Genomic DNA, 19634 nt, shown 5'->3' with positions numbered 1-19634 from the left:
TCAGGCGCGTGCGATCTCTACCGTTTTCAGCACGCCGCTGGGCCTGTCGTCGCCCAGGCAACCCCAATCCGTCTCGCGTTGCTGCGACTCGCCCTTGATGACGGCAAGCTTGCGGTGCATCTGCACCATGTCCTTGCGGCTTTCGACCAGCTTGGAAAAGCTCGCTGCGGTGGAATCCAGCGCGCCCTGAAGGCGGGCTGGCAGAACCGACGAAGCGGCATTGGCTTCCATGATCGTGGCCGCAAGGCGGGCCACGTCGAACAGTGCGGTGTCTACGCTCTTGAACATGCAGGTAATATCCGCGGCGACGGCACGGCCGCCAGCATCCGAAAGGCGCATAATACTTCTCCGTTGCGTGAGGCACGCTGAGGTTGCTCTGTGATGGAGTTCACCTGCCCAGCAGGTTGAGAATGCCGATCATGATCGTGACGATGGCTGCGAGCACCGCAATGGAGACAAGTCCGATCTGACCCATCGCCGTTATGCGCTGCACCAGCGTCAGATCATGACGTGGCCCCCCGACCGGAGGAAGTCTCAACAGCGAGGAGAGCGCTGTCCGCGATACGGACGGTTGCACCTGAGCCTCGCCGAATGTTGGGATTTTCTCCGGCTGACCTGCTTGTGCACCGGGATGAGCGGCAAGGTCGAGGCCTTGCGAGGTACTAGGTAGTCGCTCCCTAGGCTTTGAAATGTCTAGGAAAATTCGAGCCGCGTCGGCGCGGCTCGAAACATTCAGCTTTATCAGGAGGTCGGCGACGTGATTATCGATCGTCTTGTACGAGAGCCCCAGGCGCGCACCGATCTCCTTGGACGACAGGTGCCGCGCCACGAGTGACAAAACCTCATATTGTCTAGCCGAGAGCTTCTGCCGAAGCTCGGCCTCACTCCATTCCTGCATCGTGCGACCCTTGCACCCTGCCCAAGGGCAGTATTTCGCGTCCGAACCTCGGGTGAATATCAAAAGTTAACGGTTTGCAATGATTAACATTATTCAGCCATAGATATAGTTCAGCGGCCCGGAGAAACCGCCGAATCGTCGTTGAAAAAAAGCGGCTCCGTCCGGCAGCGAAGCATACACTGCCGAGGGCCGAATATCGGCCTTGATGATGATCGGGAAAGGGATGAGCAAGCACCGTTCCAAGCCTGTTCCAATTCCGGCCAGAGCCAGCGGCGGGACCTGCTACTCGAAAACGGCGGAGAGCACGGCGGCCACGGTGGACGGCTCCAGTGCGTCGATCGCGACTTCGAGGTCCGGGCTCTCACTATAGCCCAGCATCCTGCCATGACGGTCGGCGGCTACCGAGAGCACCCGCAGGCCGCCCTCCTCACGGACTACTGCCAAGCCGCCGGTTGCAGGATAACGGTCGGGGTCGACGACCAGGGTTGCACGGCCGGGCAGGCCGGCGCCCAGCGTGGGGCGGCCAAGGCGCAGGCCGTACGCACGCGGACCAGCGCCGCGCGGAGCCTCGACAACGGCGCCGGTAGGCGTCTGGGCGATCAGGCCCTCGGGCAGCGGGGTGCCAAAAACGGGGAGCAGGCGGATTCGCGCAGTTCCCGTTTCGCTTTCGGCAGGTTCCTCGGCGGCGGTTTGAGCCAGCGGCGCGGGCTTTTGCGGGACCGGCGCGGCGCCGGCAGGCACGGCCAGTTCTTCGTGCAGGGCGGCAATGCGGGCGCGCGACTTGGCGAGGCGGATTTCAGGGTTGGCAACCAGCGGCAGGACCGGGGCAAGGTCGCCGCGCGCGTGCATCGCTTCCACTTGGGCGACAAGCGCGGCGTCGTCGGCCGCGCCGAACAGACGCCGCAGCGCGGCGCGCACATCCCCGTTCCAGCGGCCTAGCGGCTTCAGGGCGTTCTCGATGCGCGAAAGCACGACCGGGGCGATGCCGTAGTCCTGTTCCAGCACCGCGATCGTCAGCGCCGGATCACCGCCGCGCCGCGCGCGCAGGGCGGCGGCCAGCAGGACCGCGCCGAGTTCTTCCTCTGCATCGGCAGGAGCGGCACCGTGAAGCGGCTGGGCCCAGGCGGCAATATCGAAGTCGGGATCGTCCACATCGACAAGAAGGTCGTCGGGCTCGACGCCCAGCGCCTTGCCGAGGGCGCGCAGTTCGTCGGCCCGGGCGAAGATTTCTCCGCGCTCGATCTTGGAGAGGCGGATATAGGTGATCGTCGGAAGTCGGTCCGACAATTCCAGCAGCGAGCCGATATTGAGTTGCTTGCGGAACTTGCGAATACGGTTCGGGAAGACAAGTGAGCGATGGCAATCGATTTCAGTCACGGCCGTGCTCGTTACTTGTTCCTGCGCAGGTTGCTGCCGTAACCTTGGCGATTTCTCGCTCATCGTGTTTCTTGTCCGTTCATGGGGTGGGCAGGCTTTTTCATGCCTGTCCTGGGCGGTCAATGCATCCAATCGGGGGTAATCCGAATCGGGTCTTTTTCCCTGCTCTGGCCCACGATCATGATGACTTGGCAATGTGGCGGCTATCCTGCTTCGATCTCCTTAAAATTACGGATATATTACGCAAAAGCCGGTCAATAATCCGCAAAAAGGGTGTTGGAGCACGCAAAAGCCCGGAAATAAGCGGTCTTGATGACCACCGCAGGACCGCCGCCCGGCCCGTTTCCGGCTCCGAATTGGGTGCAAAATTGTGGATCACCGACCCGCCCTGATGCGCGCCCCCGCATTTTTCGAGGATCAATCCTTTAAACCCGCGCACCCGATGGCAGTTCCCGCAGCCGCCTTCTCCGGCGCGATTCGCGGTATCCGGAGATGCCTTTCCGTCAGCCCTTGCCGATCGCCGTCTTCATCAGGCCGATCTGCTTGCGGTAGAGGTTGGTCATTGCCGCATAGTCGGACTGCACCTGCCCCAGCGAGAGGAGCTGGTCTTCCAGCGTCACGTTGTTGCCGTCCGGTTTGGTTTCGCTGGTCTCGCTGTCGAGAATAACGCGCCCGCCGGCCTGAGGCGGCCTGGCGCCGAGGGCGGCCATCCCGCCCGACAGTTCGACACGCGGCCGCGCGACGCGGGGGGCGCCGCCGACACCGGCCTGGCTTTCGACCAATGCGGAGAAGTCCGGCGCCTCGACGGTGCGGGCCTTGTATCCGGCAGTCTCGCTATTGGCGATGTTCTCCGAGATCACGCGCTGGTGCTCGGCCATGGCTTTCATCGCGCGGCCCATGCCGTCGAAGATGGGGGGGAGGGAAGAGGACATGGCGTTCCTTTACGAACCGGCGATCACGAGCCGGTCAACCGCGAAAGCGCGGCCTGATAATTGGCGAGCTGGGCCTTCTGATAGGCGGAACCGCCACCGGTGGGCTGCACTCCGTCCACCAGTGAGGCCTTGGTAGTATCCCAGTAGAGCGAGCGATAGGCCGACTGTGTCATCGAGACCGCTGACTTGATCTTCGACAGCGCCGTTGCCGCCGTCTTGGCATCGAGCAGGGTCAGCGCGTCGCTAAGGCCCAGGTTGTAGCGGCCGCCCGGCGTTACCTTTGGGTCGCTCTTCGCGGTGATCCTGGGCGGGACCAGCCGCACCGGGTCGAGCCCCAGCTTGCCCAGCGCATCGCGCCCGTCCGCTCCGGCGACGAGTTCCAGCGTGTGGCCGGACATGACCTCGATCTTCAGGCTGGAGCGGCCATCGGTGAACGGCGTGGTGATCTTGGCGTCGGTGCCGGTGATCCGGCGGATCTTCTGCGCCAGGCTCACCATGGTCTCGCCATTCTCTATGGTGACGGAGCGGGCGGTCTCGCCATCGACGCTGATCTTGAAGCTGTCGCCGACGCGCAGTGCGGTTTCGTCCACGAGATCGCCGGTGGTCGGCTGGTTGAGCAGCCCCCGGTGAAGCCCCAGCGCGCCCAGCGCGGTTGCCCCGCCCGCCACGGCAGTCAGTCGCACCGGCTCGACCGAGGAGGTCAGGCGGCCCCACTGCGAGACGGTCTGCACCGATCCATCGGCCGCGTCGATCCGCGCGACAAAGCCGTCGACCTTGCCCACCTTGTCGCCGCTGAGCGTTCCCGCCGTGCGCCCGCCCACGTAGAGCGCGCCATTGAGGAAGGCGACGCTGTCCGCCTGATCGCTGGCGGCGGTGCCGATATAGCTGGTGCCGGCCACGGTCAGGTCGGCGCCGATCAGGGTCACGAAGGCGTCCTGCCCGCCGCTGGGGGCATTGACCTGCGGGCCGTTCAGCGTGGTCCCGGTCGACCCGACGACTGCGATCTGGCCGGTTTCGGAAACCGCGATGGCCCGCGCCGAGGCGTTGCCCAGCGCTACGGACCCCAGATCCTGTGTGAGCGAACCCGCCGCGATCCTGCGCAGGGTGGCCACGCCGCTTTCGTTGGTGAGGGCCAGCAGGTTGCCGTCGTTGTCGATGGCCAGCGCCGAGATCGAATCCGATCCGCCGCTGTCGATCGTGCGCCGCTCAGTCAGTTTACCGCCGGCATCCAGCTTGACGATCACCGCATCGCCGCCCCCGCTGGAGGCCCGGCCCGCAACGTAGATCGACCCGTCCCTGCCCACCGTCAACGCCGAGGCAGTCTCGTTACCGACCTGCCGGATCGCGGTGCTGGAAAGTTCCTCGCCCTTGGCGTTGAAGCGGGTGACGACAAGGTCGGTCTGGGTATCGTCGCTGCCGGCAAAGGCGCCGCTGACGGTGCCCGCCACGACAATCTCGCCATTGGGGGCGATGCCCACCGCCGCACCCTTGGCGCTGCCGGCCGCGCCGAGGCTGCGCTGCCATACGACATTGCCTTCGCTGTCGACTTTGGTGAGGAACAGGTCGTCCTTGCCATCGGTGATCTGCGCGCCAAGATCGCCGTCGGTAGTGCCGACGATGTAGCTATAGCCCTGAGCGTCGGTAACGATGCCGTTCGCCGCCGTGTCGGCAAAGACGGTGTAGTCCTTGCCCTTGACGTCGTCCTTGCTCGCGGCCGCCTTGGCCCGGGCAGTGGCGGCGGTGTCCACCGCGTTGATCTTGTTCAGCCGCTCCCAGGTGAGCGAGCCTTCGAGGTCCTCTATGCGGTAGATGTCCGCGCCCATGGGGGAGGACGGCCCGGTCACGCCGCTGGCCACCATCAGCGCGTCGCCGGCATCGACCTGGTCGATCGACACTTGCTCGATCCCGGCGGGATTGAAGACGAGGCCCCATTTGCCATCGGTCTTCTCGACCGTGAATTTCGATTTCCAGTGGCTGGTCGCATTGCCGTCGGCATCGAGCACCGGATTGCCCTGAGCATCGAGCGCGGGGCGCGCAGCGATCGCGGCATTGATCGCAGCGGCGACCGAATCGAGCGTCGGCGGCTGGCTGGTCTGCCCCAGATCGACCTGGACGACCTCGCTGGCCCCGCCTTTCGAAAGGGTGACCTGAAGAATTTCGCTGCCGGAAAGTCCCTCGATCGCCGCCGCGCGGGTCTTGGAAACGCCGGTCCCGACCATCGCGCTGGTGGAGTAGCGCGCCTCGACGCCAAGGGTGCGGGTGCTGCTCGTGGTGTTGCCGAAGGCCAGCGTCAGAAGGTCGGTATCGGCCGATCCCAGGTAGGATTGCAAGTCCGCCATGCCTTTGGCGAAGGTCTTTTGAAGCGCCGCGCGCTCGGTGTCGGAGATCGTTTTCGAGGTTCCCGCATCTGCCAGAATACGAAGGTTTTCCAGTGCTTTGTACGCTATGAAGGCGGTCTGCACATCGGGCAGGTCCTCCAGCGCGCTGTCGCCCTTGGCATCGATGATGGTCGACAGGCGCTTGATCGCGGCGATCTGTGCGGCAGTGCTTCCGGTGGGCTCGGTCAAGCCTTGCCACGGGGGGGTGGTGGCCGGTGTGGTGAAGGCCTTTCTGGCCGCGATCACCGCCGGGCTATCGGTCGCGGAGGCATTGCTGAGGTAGGAGGAATACGCCGTGCTTCCGCCCAGGACAGATAATCCTATCAACCCGTTATTCAGACTTATCGTCAATTGTGCCTCCTGGGCCGGTTGCGCGGGTGTTCCTCCTATAAATAGAAGGAACTCTCCGGGATCGGATTGAATCGGACAATTTTCGAAGGGTCTCGCAGGTGAACATGATGACCGCGGTGGGCGAACCACCGGAGCTCAAGAAGTACTCAGGCCTCCAGCGCGCGGCCGCGCTGCTGCTGGCGCTGGGTCAGGAGCACGGCATCCCGATCTGGCAGCAGCTGAGCGACGAGGAGATCAAGGAGCTTTCGGGCAGCATCTCGCAGCTCGGCCGCGTGCCTGCCGTCGTCGTGGAATATCTGCTGGCCCAGTTCTCGGGCGAGGTGTCCAGCATCACCACGCTGCATGGCTCCTACGAGACGACCGAGCGCTTGCTCGAAGGCGTGCTTGCGCCCGACAAGGTCAAGGACATCATGGAGGACATCCGTGGTCCTTCGGGCCGCACGATGTGGGACAAGCTCTCCAACGTCAGCGAGGGCGTGCTGGCGGGCTACCTCAAGAGCGAGCACCCGCAGACCGTGGCGGTGATCCTGCAAAAGCTGAAGCCCGATCATGCCGCGCGCGTGCTGGCTTCGCTGCCGCGCGACTTCGGCACCGAGGTGGTGATGCGCATGCTCAAGACCGAGACGGTGCAGAAGGACGTGATCGTCCAGGTCGAGCAGACGCTCAAGACCGAGTTCATGACCAACCTCTCGCGCTCGCAGCGCCGCGATCCGCACGAGAGCATGGCCGAACTGTTCAATGCGCTCGACCGCTCGACCGAGGAAGACATGCTGGGCGCGCTGGACGAACGCGCGCCCGAAGCGGCGGAGCGTATTCGCGGCCTCATGTTCACGTTCGAGGATCTGGGCAACCTGCTGCCGTCCGCGATCCAGGTCATCGTGCGCAACTGCAACAAGCGCGAACTGGCGCTGGCGCTCAAGGGATCGCCGGAGGAAATGAAGAAGCTGTTCTTCGGGGCCATGACCGAACGCGCGGCGAAGCTGATGCGCGACGACATGCAGGCGATGGGTCCGGTACGCGCACGCGAATGCGAAGCGGCACAGGGCAACCTGGTGCGCCTTGCCAAGGAACTGGGCGAACGCGGCGAAATCATGCTGGCGGACCCCAAGAGCGACGACGCGATGATCTACTGATGGGGTTCTGAGTGAAGGCAACAATGGACGGCTTTGCGACGATACAGCCATTCGGTTTCGACCGGGTGTTCCACCTCGTGGACACCCATGCGCCGGAGCCGCAGGTAGCCGGGGAAGCAGGCCTCGTCCTGCCGCCCGAGGACCTTCACGAAAAGGTTGCCGAACTGGAGGCGCGCATCGAGCGCCTCCACGCCGATCACCGCGCTGAACTTACCCGCGCCCGCGCCGACGGTTTCGAAGCGGGGGCCACGCAGGCACGCTCGGAAAGAGGCGAGGCGCTGCTTGCGGCTACCGACGCGCTTCACGCGGGTCTGGGCGATATCAATGCCCGGTTCGACACAGCCGCGCGCGCCATGCTGGCCGAGGCCGGCGCTGTCGTGCTCCACGCCGCGCAGTTGCTCGCCGGCCATGCCATCGACGCGGCGCCCGCGCGCGCAGTGGACGAGGCTTTGGGCCGCGCCCTCGAACAGGTGGCGCAGGGCACCGCGCTGGTGGTGCGCGCCAACCCGGCGATGCGCAGCGAGATCGAGGCGCTGGTCGCGGAACGCAGGGCCCGGGCAGGCCGCAATCTGGCGGTCACGGTGGTGGATGACGCAGGCGTGCCGGAAGGCGACGCGCGGATCGAATGGAGCGCGGGCGGCCTCAACATCGATGCCGAGGCGCGGCGAGTGGCCGTGATGGCGGAACTGGCCGGGACGCTGGCCGCCGCATAGGCGCCCGCTGCGGGTGCGCTGGCGAGCATTTTAGGGGTACCGAAACGCGAAGGCCCACCTTTGCGAATAATCCCGGTAATTCAATGCCAGCCAAATAACCGACGCAAGCATAATTTAAGATGTCACCTGACAAATTCTTCTAATTATTTGAAAATCGACCCCCGACGCTCTCCTGTTGGCCCAGTCTCGCATCTTTCGGAACAACTGCCCTCTAATTCAGGTCGCTCCGGTAAATCCCACCTGATAATTCCACCCAGGTATGAACGTTTGCGCCGGTCGGCCTGCATCGGTTCATCGCATGATCCACTCGAATTAGCCTGACGGCCACCTGTGTTACGGGGGGTGTTCATGTAACCGCAAGGTTGGGATGAACACGCAGGATGTCCATGATGTTCAGGTTCAGGTGCAGCTCCATGCCGCACTTCTCATGAAGCCAGATGGAGGGGTTCCGACAGCCCGATACGCCATCCCGGCGGCGGCAGTTGGACGACAAGCTGCGATCTCGCAGGCCCGACAGGTCGAGTTTGAAGGAGTAGCCCAATGAGTGTCATTTCCCACAGCCCCCGCGTTCTCTTGATGGCAGCACTGCTTGCCGGAACGGCGGCAGGCAGCGTGTCCGCGCAGACGCAGGACCCGTCCGACGGCGGCCTCGCGGTAACCGTTTCCGACACCAGCCCCACCGATCGGTCGGCGATGACCGAAGGCCCCGAGGTGAAGGGCATCATTTCGGCGCGCAGCGGCGCCAAGGTACAGGTTACGTCCGCGGACGGTAACCGCACGGTGGTCGTCGTCGACGATGCCACCAAGATCAGCGCCAGCAAGGGCCTGTTCGGCATGGGCAGCAACAAGCTGGCGGCAACCTCGCTGCTCAACGGCCTGCCCGTGAGCATCAAGACGCTGCAAGGCGGCGGCACCCTGCTGGCCAGCGAGATCAAGCTGCAGAACAAGGATCTCAAGACCGCCACCATGATCCGCAACGGCACCGACCAGGGGTTTGCCGAGCAGACGGCGGCAACCGAAGCGCTGCGTGGTCGCATGGGCGATATCGGCAAGTACAACATCAAGGGCACGACCAACGTGAACTTCGATACCGGCAAGTATTCCTTATCGCCCGAGGCGAAGCAGAGCCTGTGCGCTGCGGCATCGAGCGCCGAGGGCATGGACAACGCCCTGCTGCTCGTCGTGGGTTACACCGATTCCACCGGCAACCCGGAATTCAACCAGGTGCTCAGCGAAAAGCGGGCCGGCGGCGTGGTCAATTTCCTCCAGCAGGCCTGCCACTGGAAGCCCTACCGGATGCTTACCCCCACCGGCATGTCCGAAGCGGACCCGCTGGCGGACAACACCACCGAAGAAGGCAAGGCGCAGAACCGCCGCGTTGCGGTCAACATTCTGGTCAGCAAGGGCCTCGACGGCCTGTAAGACGTTCGAGGGCGGGTCCAACCCCGCCCTCACCTTCGTTTTTTACGCAAGACTTGCCGGGCGACAGATTTTTCCTTCGCCCGGCAAGTCTTGCCTAGTTCTCATCCTATAATGCCCGGGGGCGACGCAGGGGCGCGGCGCCATTGACCTTAGAGGCCGGGCTTGAACGCGCTACGCAACTTCATCGGGCAGATCGGGACGCGCCGGGCGCTGGCGATGGGCGCTGTCGCGATTGCGCTGCTGCTCGGGCTTGGCTGGATGGCCACGCGCACGCCGCAAAGCGCGATGGGCTATCTCTACACCGACCTCGACCCCGCCGCCGCCGCCACGATCACCGAAAAGCTCAAGGCGCAGGGCGTCCCGTTCCAGCTTTCGGCGGACGGTTCGGCTATCATGGCCCCGGCCGACAAACTGCCCGAACTGCGCATGTCGATGGCGTCCGAACAACTCGGCGGCAAGATCGGTTATGAAGTGCTCGACAGCGAGGAGCCCTTCGGCATTTCCTCCTCCCGCGCAAGGCTGAACGAAACCCGCGCGGTCGAGGGCGAATTGGTTCGCTCGATCGAAAGCCTCGACCGGGTAGCCCGCGCCCGCGTCCACGTCGTCATGCCCGAGCGTGCGATGTTCGAGACCGAAGCACGCAAGGCCACCGCTTCCGTCACCGTGAAGACCAATGGCCGCCTGCCTGCGGAAGCGGTGCAGGCGATCCGCTACCTCGTCGCCTCCGCCGTGCCGGACCTGTCGCCCGAAGCCGTCTCGGTGGTGGACCAGACCGGCGCGCTGCTGGCCCGCGCGGGCGAGGGCGAAGGCGCCGCAAGCGATCTGGAAGACCGCCAGAAGGCAGTCGAGGCCCGCCTGCGCGACCAGATCGAGACCATGGTGGAGCCGATCGTCGGCCGCGGCAAGGTCCGCGCCGAAGTGGCCGCCCTGCTCGAACGCGATCAGGTGCGCGAGGAATCCGAAACCTTCGATCCCGATGCCCAGGTCATCCAGCACCAGGTCACCGTCGAATCGGGCAGCCAGAGCAACGAGAACGACCCCGGCGCCCAAGGCGCCAGCGTGGCCGCGCAGCTTCCCGACAATCAGGCTCCGCCTGCCGGTACACCCGGTGACAACCGCCGCTCCGCCCAGAACGAGACGTCCGAAGACGTCACGTACCAGAACAGCCGCACCCAGAAGGTCGCGGTGCGCAACCCCGGCCAGATCAAGCGCCTGACCGTGGCGGTGATGGTCGACGGCGGCGAGAAGGGCCTGCCCGCGCCGCAGATCGAGCGGCTGCAGCGCCTGGTAGAAAACGCGGTCGGCTACGACGGCCAGCGCGGCGACAGCGTGGTGGTGGAGAACATGCCCTTCGCCGCGCCCGGCGACCTCGACGGGATCGACGGCGGCCTGCCTTTCGGCCTGACCGTGGACCGCATCCTCGACGTGCTGAAAATCCTGCTGGTGGGCGGCATCGTGCTGTTCGCCATCCGTATGCTGCGCCGTCCCAATGCACCGGCATTGCTGCCGCCGCCTGGCGAGCGCCTGGACGACGAAGATCGCCGCGAACCGGGCAGCGGGCTGACGTATGCACAGCTTGAACCCGGCGAGGACGGCGCGATCGAACCCGGCGGGCTACTCGATCAGGAAGTGTCGCTCGCCCATGTCGACGGGCGGATAAAGCTCTCCGCGCTGCGGCGCATCGGCGACACGATTTCGGCCAATCCGGCCGAATCCGCCTCCGTAATCCGCCAGTGGATGAACACGTGAAAGGTATCCGATGAGCGACGAGCCAGAGACCCGGCAGCTCGCCCCCGTGCACTTGCCCGAAGACGCCGCTGCCGCCAGCGATGCGGCCGCAGGGCTTGGCGCGACTTCGCTGCCGCCGCGCCCTTCGGCGCCGCCCTCGCCCGACGATCTCCAGGCCGTGTTCGACGTGCCGGTGAAGGTGCAGGCAGTCTTGGGCCGCTCGCGCATGGATATCGGCGACTTGCTGCGGCTCAAGCCCGGCATGGTGGTGGAACTGGACCGCCGCGTGGGTGAGCCGGTCGACATCTTCGTCAACAACCGCCTGATCGCCCGCGGCGAGGTGGTGCTGATCGACAGCACGCTGGGGATCACGCTCACCGAAATCATCCGCAAGGAAGGATGATGACCACCCGTCTCATGCTCGTGGGCGAACTGGGCGACGCGGTGGGGCTGGCGACCGAGATGGTGCGCGGGTCCGCCGCCCGGATCGGCGTGGAGACGGCAGGCCCCGCAGCCCTCGAAGCATGGGCCGAGCCGGGCGAGCAGCCGGACGGCGATGTCGTGGTGGTGGACCTTGCAGTGAACCTCAAGGACGTACTGGCACGGCTGCGCGGCGACCGGCGCGATTTGCAGTCTGTGCCCGCTTCGGTCTCCGGGCTGGTCGGGCAGAACATCGCCGACGTCGAGCGTGAACTGATCCTCCAGACCCTGCGCCACTGCAGCGGCAATCGCAGCGCGGCAGCCGTGATGCTGGGCATTTCGGTGCGGACCATGCGCAACAAGCTGCGCAGTTTCCTGGCGGACGGGATGGCGGTGACGCCCTCGCTGGCAGGCGGCGCGGTGCGCCACGAAATCGCAGCCGGGGCCTGAGCGCTTCATGCCTTCAGGCAATCCAGTAGCGGCGCCCTGCCTTGGGGGCTTCGACAGGCTCAGCCTGAGCGGGGTTGAAAGGTCGCCTCTCGCCCCTCTCAGCCTTAGCGGATTTAAAAGGTCTCGTCTCGCCCCGCTCAGCTTGAGCCGGTCTGCAAGGTCACCTCTCGCCCCGCTCCGCCTGAGCGGGTTTGAAAGGTCACCTCTCGCCCCGCTCAGGCTGAGCCTGTCGAAGCCCCCGGCGTCCCCCGCCGACAAAGCCTCGTTCTAGACCATGGCCTCCGCCCCGAACGAACCGATGAAAGACCTGCTTTCCGGCAGGATCGCGCCAATCCTCGCCCGGCTGGGGCCGGGACGCGATCTGGCGCTGGCGCTGGGCGTGGGCGCTATCATCGCGATGCTCATCCTGCCGATGCCGGGCTGGCTGCTCGACATGGGGCTGGCGCTGTCGATCACCGCTTCGGTGCTGATCCTGATGACGGCGCTGTTCATCGAAAAGCCGCTGCAGCTGTCCAGCTTCCCGACGATCCTGCTGATCGTGACGATGCTGCGCCTGGGCCTGAACCTCGCCTCCACCCGCCTGATCCTGGGCCACGGGCACGAAGGACATCAGGCGGCGGGCGGCGTGATCGCGGCCTTCGGCGAATTCCTGATGGGCGGCGAGACGGTCATCGGCCTGACCATCTTCGCGATCCTGATCGTCATCAACTTCGTGGTCATCACCAAGGGCGCGGGTCGCATCGCCGAAGTGGCGGCGCGTTTCAGCCTCGATGCCATGCCCGGCAAGCAGATGGCGATCGACGCCGATCTCAACGCCGGCACCATCACGGAAAGCCAGGCCCGCGAACGCCGCGCCGAGATCGAGGCGGAAAGCGGCTTCTACGGCGCGATGGACGGCGCCTCCAAGTTCGTGAAGGGCGATGCCGTCGCGGCGCTGCTCATCACCGCGATCAACATCGTGGTCGGCCTGATCGTGGGCGTGGCGATCCACGGCGTACCGTTCGGGCAGGCTTTCCACACCTACACCCTGCTCACCGTGGGCGACGGCCTGGTCAGCCAGATCCCGGCGCTGATCGTCTCGACGGCGGCGGGCCTGCTGGTGTCCAAGGGCGGCGTCGTGGGCAAGACCGGCGCGGCGCTGGGCGACCAGCTGGGCCGCTATCCCAAGGCGTTCGGCATTGCCGGCGCTCTGATGGGCGCGCTCGCGCTGGTGCCGGGCCTGCCGTTCCTGCCCTTCGCGGTGTTCGGCGGCATGTGCGGATGGCTTGCCTGGACGATGACCAAACGGGCCGAAGGCGAAGCCGCCGCCGCGCGGGTGGAACATGCGGCCGAACAGGCGCGCCAGTCCGCCGCGCAGGCGGAGGAGCCGATTGCGCGCACGCTGGCGATCGACGCCCTGCGCATCGAGCTGGGCTACGGCTTGCTCCCCCTCATCAACGACGCCGTGGCCGAGCCGCGCCTCGACGATCAGGTGCGCGCGCTGCGCCGCCAGATGGCGATCGACTACGGTTTCGTCCTGCCTTCGGTGCGCATCCTCGACAACATGGCGCTGCAGGCCAACGAATACGTGGTCTACGTCAAGGAGACCGAGATCGCGCGGGGCGAGCTGCGCATCGGCAAGCTGCTGGTCATCAATGCGGGCGGCGGCGACACCGGCCTGCGCGGCGAGGCCACCAAGGAGCCAGTGTTCCAGCTTCCCGCCTTGTGGATCGAACGCGAGATGCGGCAAGAGGCGGGCTTCCGGGGCCTTACCGTGGTCGACTGCGGCACCGTGGTGACCACCCACCTGACCGAAATCGTCAAGGACAACATCGCCGACCTGCTCTCCTACACCGAGACGCAAAAGCTGCTGGACGAGGTCCACAAGGAATCCGCCAAGCTGATCGCCGAGCTGGTCCCCTCGCGCATCTCGATTTCCGGCGTGCAGCGGGTCCTGCAGAATCTGCTGGGCGAGGGCGTCTCGATCCGCGACTTGCCCACCATCCTCGAAGGCATCGCCGAGGCCTGCGCGGTGACCTCCAATCTCACCCAGGTGAGCGAGCATGTCCGTGCGCGCCTTGCCCGGCAGATTTCGGCGCAGCACACGCTGGACGGGACCATCCCAATCGTCTCGCTGGGCGCGGTGTGGGACGAGGCCTTCGGCGAGGCGATCATCGGCCAGGGCGACGACCGGCATCTGGCGATGGCTCCCTCGCAGCTTCAGGCATTCATCGCCGCCGTGCGCGAGACTTACGACCGCCTGGCCGGTCAGGGCGAAATCCCGTGCCTCCTGACCAGCCCGGGCCTGCGCCCCTTCGTGCGCTCGATCATCGAGCGGGTGCGGCCCGCCACGGTCGTCCTCTCGCAGAACGAAATCCACCCGCGCGCGCGCCTGCGCAGCCTTGGTGCCATCAACTGACCGGGCAGCGTATGGTTGGACCTGACATTTCCTGACGAGGATCGAGGCCGAACGCCGGATTCTCGACCGGCAAGACAGGCCCGCGCGACCGCATCGAGGCCGATCGTTCTATGATAGACTTGATGGCCGTTCCCGCGATGTCCCTTTCCCCGATCAAGACGCCCAAGGCAGCCGAGGCGGTGCCCCCGCGCGCGGCAACCGGCGGTGAGGGATCGGCGCAGGGTTCTTTCGGTGCCGCACTGGAAAATGCTGGCAAGGCCGCCGTGCAGACTGGCGTATCCAGCCAGGCTCCCACGCCCACGCCTGCATCCAAGCCTGCTCCCACGGATGCGGCGATCGTTCCCGCACCGGCCGGGGATACGCCTATGCCGGGCAGCCCCGCACCGGCGCTGACCGCCATCGGTCCCACGGCGGCGACAAAGACCGACCTGGTCGCGTCCGCTCCGTCCCAGCCCGTTCCCGCCGATGAAGCCAAGGCCGAGGCAACGGCCAAGCCGCAACTCAAGCTCCCACAGGATGCGGCGACGGTTACCATTACCGCGCCGGAAACTCCCGTGACCGCCCCCGCGGCTCTGGACGATGGCGAGACGCAGGAACCCCGGCGCGCGAAGCACGAGGATGCCCCCTTCGTGACATCCGTGCCGACTGGCCTTCCAGCCACCGCACAGCCTTCGACCACAGCTGCGGTCCCGCCGCAGCCGGTAGCGGCTCCGACTTCGGCCGCACCCGAAGCTGCTCCGACCGTCGCCGCCGCGCCGCATGAGGCTGCGGCCAAACCGGTGGACCATACCGCCCCGGATCAGGCCCCCCGCGCTCACGGCGAGGCCCCTGCCCTGGCGGACGGCGGACCGGTAGACGCCCCTTCCGCGCCAGAGGCGCGCGTCTCCGCCCCGCTCTTTTCCCAGACGCTGGAAACCGCGAACGCCCGACATGCCGCGCTCCCCTACGCACCCGCGCAGGCCGAGACGGGCAGCGCCACCGTCGCCCTGCGCGAAGGGCGCTTCGGCGCGGACGTGGGGGTCAGCATTGCCCGTGCGCTGGGCGGCGGGCAGGACGGCGAAAGCCGCGACCTGCTGATCCGCATCGACCCGCGCCACATGGGCCGCATCGACGTGCGGATGTCGTTCGACCACGACGGCATCCTGCGCGCGGTAGTCTCGGCCGACAGCCCCGCCGCGCTTGACATACTGCGCCGCGAGAGCGCCGACCTTGGCCGCGCGCTGACCGATGCGGGGGTGCGGTCGGACCCGCAATCGCTGCGCTTCGACAGCAACGCAGGCGGCGGTGCGGGCGGCCAGTCCCGGCACGGCCAGCGCACGCAGGCGCAGGGGCCCGATTATGGCGGCGGCTCCGATTTGGCCGGTAGCGGCGACGATATTCCCATCCACAGGTCGCTGCGAGGCAGCGGCCATGTCGATCTCATGGCATAAGGCAGCGCGAACATGACGACGGTTACCGACACCGCCTCGACCAAGAGCACGACGAGCGCGACCACCGCCGCGTCGACTTCGGGCCTGCTGACGGACTACAACCTGTTCCTCAAGCTGCTGACCACGCAGATGACGAACCAGGACCCGCTCGATCCGATGGACACCTCGGAATATACCGCGCAGCTGGTGCAGTATTCGCAGGTGGAACAGTCGATCCAGCAGACCGGCGCGCTCGGCAATATCCTCAGCCAGCTGCTCTCGCAGCAGATGGCGCAGGCATCGAGCTACATTGGCCGCGAGGCACGCTTCGATTCGCCCGTGGCGGGTCTGGATACCAATAGCCCCGCGCGCTGGACCTACTACGTCGACGGCACGCCCGGCACGATCGCCGCGACCATCAAGGATTCGCTTGGCGCCACCGTGGCCACCGTCAACCTCGATCCCAAAGCTCAGGGCTCCTATGAATGGGACGGCACCAAGACCGATGGCAGCAAGGCACCGGCAGGCGCCTATACCCTGTCGGTCGACGCGAAGGATGCGAGCGGATCAAGCCTCGACACCACGATCAATTCGATCGGCGTGGTGAACGACGTGGTGACCGATGGCACCGACATCATGCTGGGTGTGAACGGCATCCGCCTTTCCGCGTCGGGCCTCGTCGCGCTGGCGGCCCCCAAGGCGGACTGACCGGAGCGAGCCGGGGTCAGTCCAGACGGGCTGTCCCTGGCGGAGCGCTTCGCAAGCTTCGCAGGTAGTCCCTGCTAAGCGCTTCGCAAGCTTCGCTGCTATCCCCGGCCCAGCGCTTCGCAAGCTTCACGCTCTTCCTGCAACAACTGGACGGGTTGCAGCGCGGTATCCAGCCTGGTGCAACCGGGCAGGCGCTCAGGCAGGGCCAGGATCATCAGGCAATCGGCAATGGAAGGGTCGCCGGCGGGGCCGATCAGGTCCTCGACCTCGTCCTGGCTCAGGTCCGACTGGCTGAGGCAGCGCAAAGCGGCCGCCTGCCATAGCTGGGCCGCGGAATCGACCCGCAGCCTGAGTGAAAACCAGTATTCCTGCTGCGCCCCGGAGACTTGGACATTCCCACTGTCCAGGCCCCGATATGATTTTTCCGCCATCGCGCTCTCAAAGTACTTCAGACCGAATCGCTACTGTCCGTGCCCCCGGACCCGAGAGGTGAATTCGCCTCCGCATCGCCAGATGAAGAACCGCAAATTCATCAGTCAGGCGACCGGTTCTCTCTATACGACACCCGCGCATAAAAAAGCGGGGACGTGAAACTATGCGTTGATAACAGAATCGTCCGTCGCAGGACCTTTACCCTGTCCCCGCCAGCCTGCGCGCCACCAGCACCATCGCCCAGGTATCGCGCATGCAGTAGGCTTTCAGCGCTTCCTCCAGTGCCCAGCGGCGTTCAGGCGTGGTTGCCGGGTCGATAGCCTCCAGGAAACTGTCCTGCGCCATGCCGCCGTCCTTCACCTCCAGGCTGGCGTAATCGAGGTCCGCGATCGTCGGCAGCAGCGCCTTGATCGACCACGAACCGCGCTGGTCGCGGTGATACCAGTGCTTGCGGGCGACCGGCAGGAGATCCACGGTACGCTCGGTCATGGCCAGCAGTTCGGCGCCGTGCTCCGGCACATGCCCGGCCAGGGCGCGCAGCACCCCGCGCTCGAACCCGGCGTTGTAGGCGATCACCGTGGCGCCCGCCGGGATCGCCTCGACCAGCGCCTGCGCACAGGGCCCGCGCGGGTCGGAGCCGTCGCATCGCAGGAATTCGTGATGGGTGATCGTGCCGTCGGCCTGTTCCAGATGCAGCGAGAACTGGAAGGGGACCTGCTGGTACGGCCGCATCCCCAGCCAGCGCGGCACGGCGGCCGAAATCGTCTCGAAATCGAGCCAGGCGCGGGGGTATGACCATTCGGCCATGGCTGCGCGCGCGCCCTCGCCGTTGTGGAACGGGATGCCGGTGCGGGTCGCTGCGACGATCATCGCCTCGCGCGGCTTGGTCATCGCCGTCTCGTCGAGGTCCAGAAGGCTTGTCACGCCCTGCCGCGCCCATTTCTTCCATGCGCCGTTGGGCAGCACCGTTACCGGCCATTCCGGCCCCTGCGGCAGGCCGCGCGAGCAGTAGGCGGTGAACTCGCAGTCGAACGGGTCGGCGCAGTGGGGGCCCGGTTCGCGCACCGGCTCCTCACCCGCGAGCACCGCAAGCGCCTGCGCGGCCACAGCCGGGCGCGCCGCCGCGATCTTGCGGGCGGGCGCAAGCAGGTCATCGTCGGCGAACAGGCCGGCATAATCCCCTTCCCGCTCCAGCACGAAGCGGGTGTCGATATGCCGCACTGCCGCCCCGTCGATACGCAGGCCGGCGCCTTCCATGACCCATAGCTGCGTGGCGATATCGCCGAGGTGATAATCCTTCGCCCGCGCAGAACTCTTCACTTCGGCCAGCGTCCAGCCGCTTCCCTTTGCCGTGCGTTCGAGGATGTCGGCGCGGATCAACACACCGCCGTGCTGAAAGGTCGCCTCGAACAGGGGGCCGGGGTGACCCTCGCCGATCAACCGCGCGGTTTCGGCCAAGGCGGCAGATAAATCAGGCTCGGCCTCGATCATCACGCCTTCGGGGTGGAGCGAACAGGCCACCTCCCCCACGAAATGCCCGGCATCGAAGCGGGCTTCGGCGCCATCGTCGTATTGCGCGACTTCAGGCCGGTGAACGCCCAGCCACAAGCGTTTGGGGCATTGTTCGAAGGCGGTGATGCGGGACTTGGAGAGGCCGTGGGAACGGACGGTAGCGCTTGTCATGGTACTTGCCTGAATTGGCGGTGCGTCAATTTCGGTCGCCCGTGCTTTCGGGCCGGCATATCGGCCAAAGCCGGTATGTTGCGCAAGGCAAATCCCTCGACATCTCTTGCGTAGGGAAGCGCTAGGGTGCAATCGTTGCAAATTGTTGCGCGGGCCCGCAACAGTAGCAGCTTTCGGCGTTAATTGCTAATGCGATTTCTTTGCAACAAATCGTCAAGTCATGGTCCCCTCACTTTCCCCGAACCTGCTTCTGGTGCTTGCCATGCTGCTCAAGACCAAAAGCGTCAGCGGCACTGCCGTTGTGCTTGGCCTGAGCCAGCCCAGCATCAGCCGTTCGCTGGCACGCCTGCGCGAAGCGCTGGGCGATCCGCTGCTGGTGCGTTCCGGTGCCGGCATGATCCGCACGCACCGCGGCGACGAACTGGTCGGCAAGCTGGCGGACTGGGTGGCCGCAACCTCCTCGCTGCTGACCGAGCGGACATTCGACCCGGCCGGGGTGGAGCGCCGCTTTCGCATCGCCTCGACCGATTTCGGCGTCATGTCCGTCCTGCTGCCGGCTCTGGCCGCGCTGCGCGAGGCAGCGCCGGGGATCGCCATCGACATCCTGCCGCTCAACCATGCGACCCACCGTTCGCTGGCCGAGGGCGATATAGACTTTGCCGTCTCGGGCCTGGAACACGATCCTTCGCAGCTTCACCGCCTGCATCTGTTCAGCGATAGTTTCGTGTGCGTGACCGGCCCCGCCCACCCACTGGCCAGCGCGAGCGAGGAGCCGCTGCCGGTGGGCGAATTCCTTGCCTACCCCCACCTTGGCATCACCGTCAGCGATGCGGGACTGGACCGCGTTGCAACCTTGCTGGGGACAGAGGCAGGCGGGCGGCGGGTCGCAGCCAGCGTGCCCTACTTCGCCCTTGCCCCGGACCTGCTGCTGGCGGGCGATCTGATGACGGTGGTCCCCTCACGCGCGATGCCCCGGTTCGCGCGACTGGGCGAGTTGGCCACCCGGCCCGCGCCCGAAGCACTGGGCAAGCTCGAATACTGGCTGCTCTGGCACGAGCGCAGCCACCGCGACCCGGCCAGCGCCTGGCTGCGCGACCGGCTTCTGGAAGCCTGCCGGGTTCCCGGCGAATAGTCGTTATCCGATATTGACTGTTGGCCTTCATGCCGCTTGGGGCAAAGGGCCTTCTTGCAATCCATTTGCA

Annotated in this window: 18 protein-coding genes; 10 read left to right on the top strand and 8 right to left on the bottom strand. The window is 66.0% G+C overall.

From position 1 onward, the window contains the following. The 6 genes from TQ38_RS01410 to TQ38_RS01390 form a co-directional block, all read right to left on the bottom strand. On the bottom strand, positions 1-339 hold the full coding sequence (locus tag TQ38_RS01410) for a hypothetical protein (protein WP_043973926.1): 339 nt from the start codon (positions 337-339) through the stop codon (positions 1-3). Positions 340-388: 49 nt separating this feature from the next. Further along, positions 389-898: a response regulator transcription factor gene (locus tag TQ38_RS01405; protein ID WP_052505642.1), complete on the bottom strand. Its 510-nt coding sequence runs from the start codon at positions 896-898 to the stop codon at positions 389-391. Between the two features lie 93 nt (positions 899-991). Beyond that, positions 992-1129, bottom strand: a complete 138-nt coding sequence (locus tag TQ38_RS29825) for a hypothetical protein (protein ID WP_162792179.1) — start codon at positions 1127-1129, stop codon at positions 992-994. 51 nt (positions 1130-1180) lie between these two features. Next, a complete protein-coding gene (locus TQ38_RS01400) occupies positions 1181-2275 on the bottom strand; it encodes a helix-turn-helix transcriptional regulator (protein ID WP_205316059.1) in 1095 nt (364 codons plus the stop codon). Between the two features lie 503 nt (positions 2276-2778). Beyond that, entirely contained in the window at positions 2779-3207 is a 429-nt protein-coding gene (locus TQ38_RS01395) for a flagellar basal body protein (protein WP_043973931.1), read from the bottom strand. Positions 3208-3230: 23 nt separating this feature from the next. Further along, entirely contained in the window at positions 3231-5936 is a 2706-nt protein-coding gene (locus TQ38_RS01390; RefSeq protein WP_043973933.1) for a hypothetical protein, read from the bottom strand. 104 nt (positions 5937-6040) lie between these two features. Here TQ38_RS01390 and TQ38_RS01385 point away from each other — a divergent pair, with 104 nt between their 5' ends. From TQ38_RS01385 to TQ38_RS01345, 9 genes are all read left to right on the top strand, one after another. Next, complete coding sequence (locus tag TQ38_RS01385; RefSeq protein ID WP_043974535.1) at positions 6041-7069, top strand: flagellar motor switch protein FliG; 1029 nt, start codon at positions 6041-6043, stop codon at positions 7067-7069. Between the two features lie 11 nt (positions 7070-7080). Then, positions 7081-7782, top strand: a complete 702-nt coding sequence (locus TQ38_RS01380; protein WP_052505643.1) for a FliH/SctL family protein — start codon at positions 7081-7083, stop codon at positions 7780-7782. 540 nt (positions 7783-8322) lie between these two features. After that, the gene (locus TQ38_RS01375) at positions 8323-9204 is read left to right on the top strand and encodes an OmpA family protein (RefSeq protein WP_043973937.1); all 882 of its coding nucleotides are present in this window, start codon (positions 8323-8325) and stop codon (positions 9202-9204) included. A gap of 162 nt (positions 9205-9366) precedes the next feature. Further along, on the top strand, positions 9367-10953 hold the full coding sequence (gene fliF, locus TQ38_RS01370) for a flagellar basal-body MS-ring/collar protein FliF (RefSeq protein WP_043973938.1): 1587 nt from the start codon (positions 9367-9369) through the stop codon (positions 10951-10953). Positions 10954-10963: 10 nt separating this feature from the next. After that, complete coding sequence (gene fliN / locus TQ38_RS01365) at positions 10964-11335, top strand: flagellar motor switch protein FliN (protein WP_082057615.1); 372 nt, start codon at positions 10964-10966, stop codon at positions 11333-11335. Next, positions 11335-11802 carry a helix-turn-helix domain-containing protein gene (locus TQ38_RS01360; protein WP_240197920.1) on the top strand — a complete coding sequence of 156 codons (468 nt, stop codon included), beginning with the start codon at positions 11335-11337 and terminating at the stop codon, positions 11800-11802. Before fliN ends, TQ38_RS01360 begins: the two co-directional genes overlap by 1 nt. Before the next feature lie 298 nt (positions 11803-12100). Then, the gene (gene flhA, locus TQ38_RS01355; protein WP_043973940.1) at positions 12101-14200 is read left to right on the top strand and encodes a flagellar biosynthesis protein FlhA; all 2100 of its coding nucleotides are present in this window, start codon (positions 12101-12103) and stop codon (positions 14198-14200) included. A gap of 122 nt (positions 14201-14322) precedes the next feature. Next, complete coding sequence (locus TQ38_RS01350) at positions 14323-15630, top strand: flagellar hook-length control protein FliK (RefSeq protein ID WP_043973941.1); 1308 nt, start codon at positions 14323-14325, stop codon at positions 15628-15630. Positions 15631-15642: 12 nt separating this feature from the next. Next, positions 15643-16317 (top strand): flagellar hook assembly protein FlgD, encoded by a 675-nt coding sequence (locus TQ38_RS01345; RefSeq protein WP_043973942.1) that lies wholly within the window; start codon positions 15643-15645, stop codon positions 16315-16317. A gap of 98 nt (positions 16318-16415) precedes the next feature. Here TQ38_RS01345 and TQ38_RS01340 read toward each other — a convergent pair whose 3' ends face one another. Continuing rightward, entirely contained in the window at positions 16416-16748 is a 333-nt protein-coding gene (locus TQ38_RS01340) for a hypothetical protein (RefSeq protein WP_052505644.1), read from the bottom strand. A 199-nt stretch (positions 16749-16947) separates the two neighbouring features. Continuing rightward, positions 16948-18432 (bottom strand): DUF2779 domain-containing protein, encoded by a 1485-nt coding sequence (locus TQ38_RS01335; RefSeq protein ID WP_043973944.1) that lies wholly within the window; start codon positions 18430-18432, stop codon positions 16948-16950. Between the two features lie 220 nt (positions 18433-18652). Here TQ38_RS01335 and TQ38_RS01330 point away from each other — a divergent pair, with 220 nt between their 5' ends. After that, positions 18653-19564 carry a LysR family transcriptional regulator gene (locus TQ38_RS01330; protein ID WP_043973945.1) on the top strand — a complete coding sequence of 304 codons (912 nt, stop codon included), beginning with the start codon at positions 18653-18655 and terminating at the stop codon, positions 19562-19564. Positions 19565-19634: the final 70 nt, after the last annotated feature.

The organism is Novosphingobium sp. P6W, assembly GCF_000876675.2.
Lineage (GTDB): Bacteria > Pseudomonadota > Alphaproteobacteria > Sphingomonadales > Sphingomonadaceae > Novosphingobium.
Note: the sequence above shows the minus strand (reverse complement) of the source record. Positions and strands in the feature narration are given on the sequence as shown.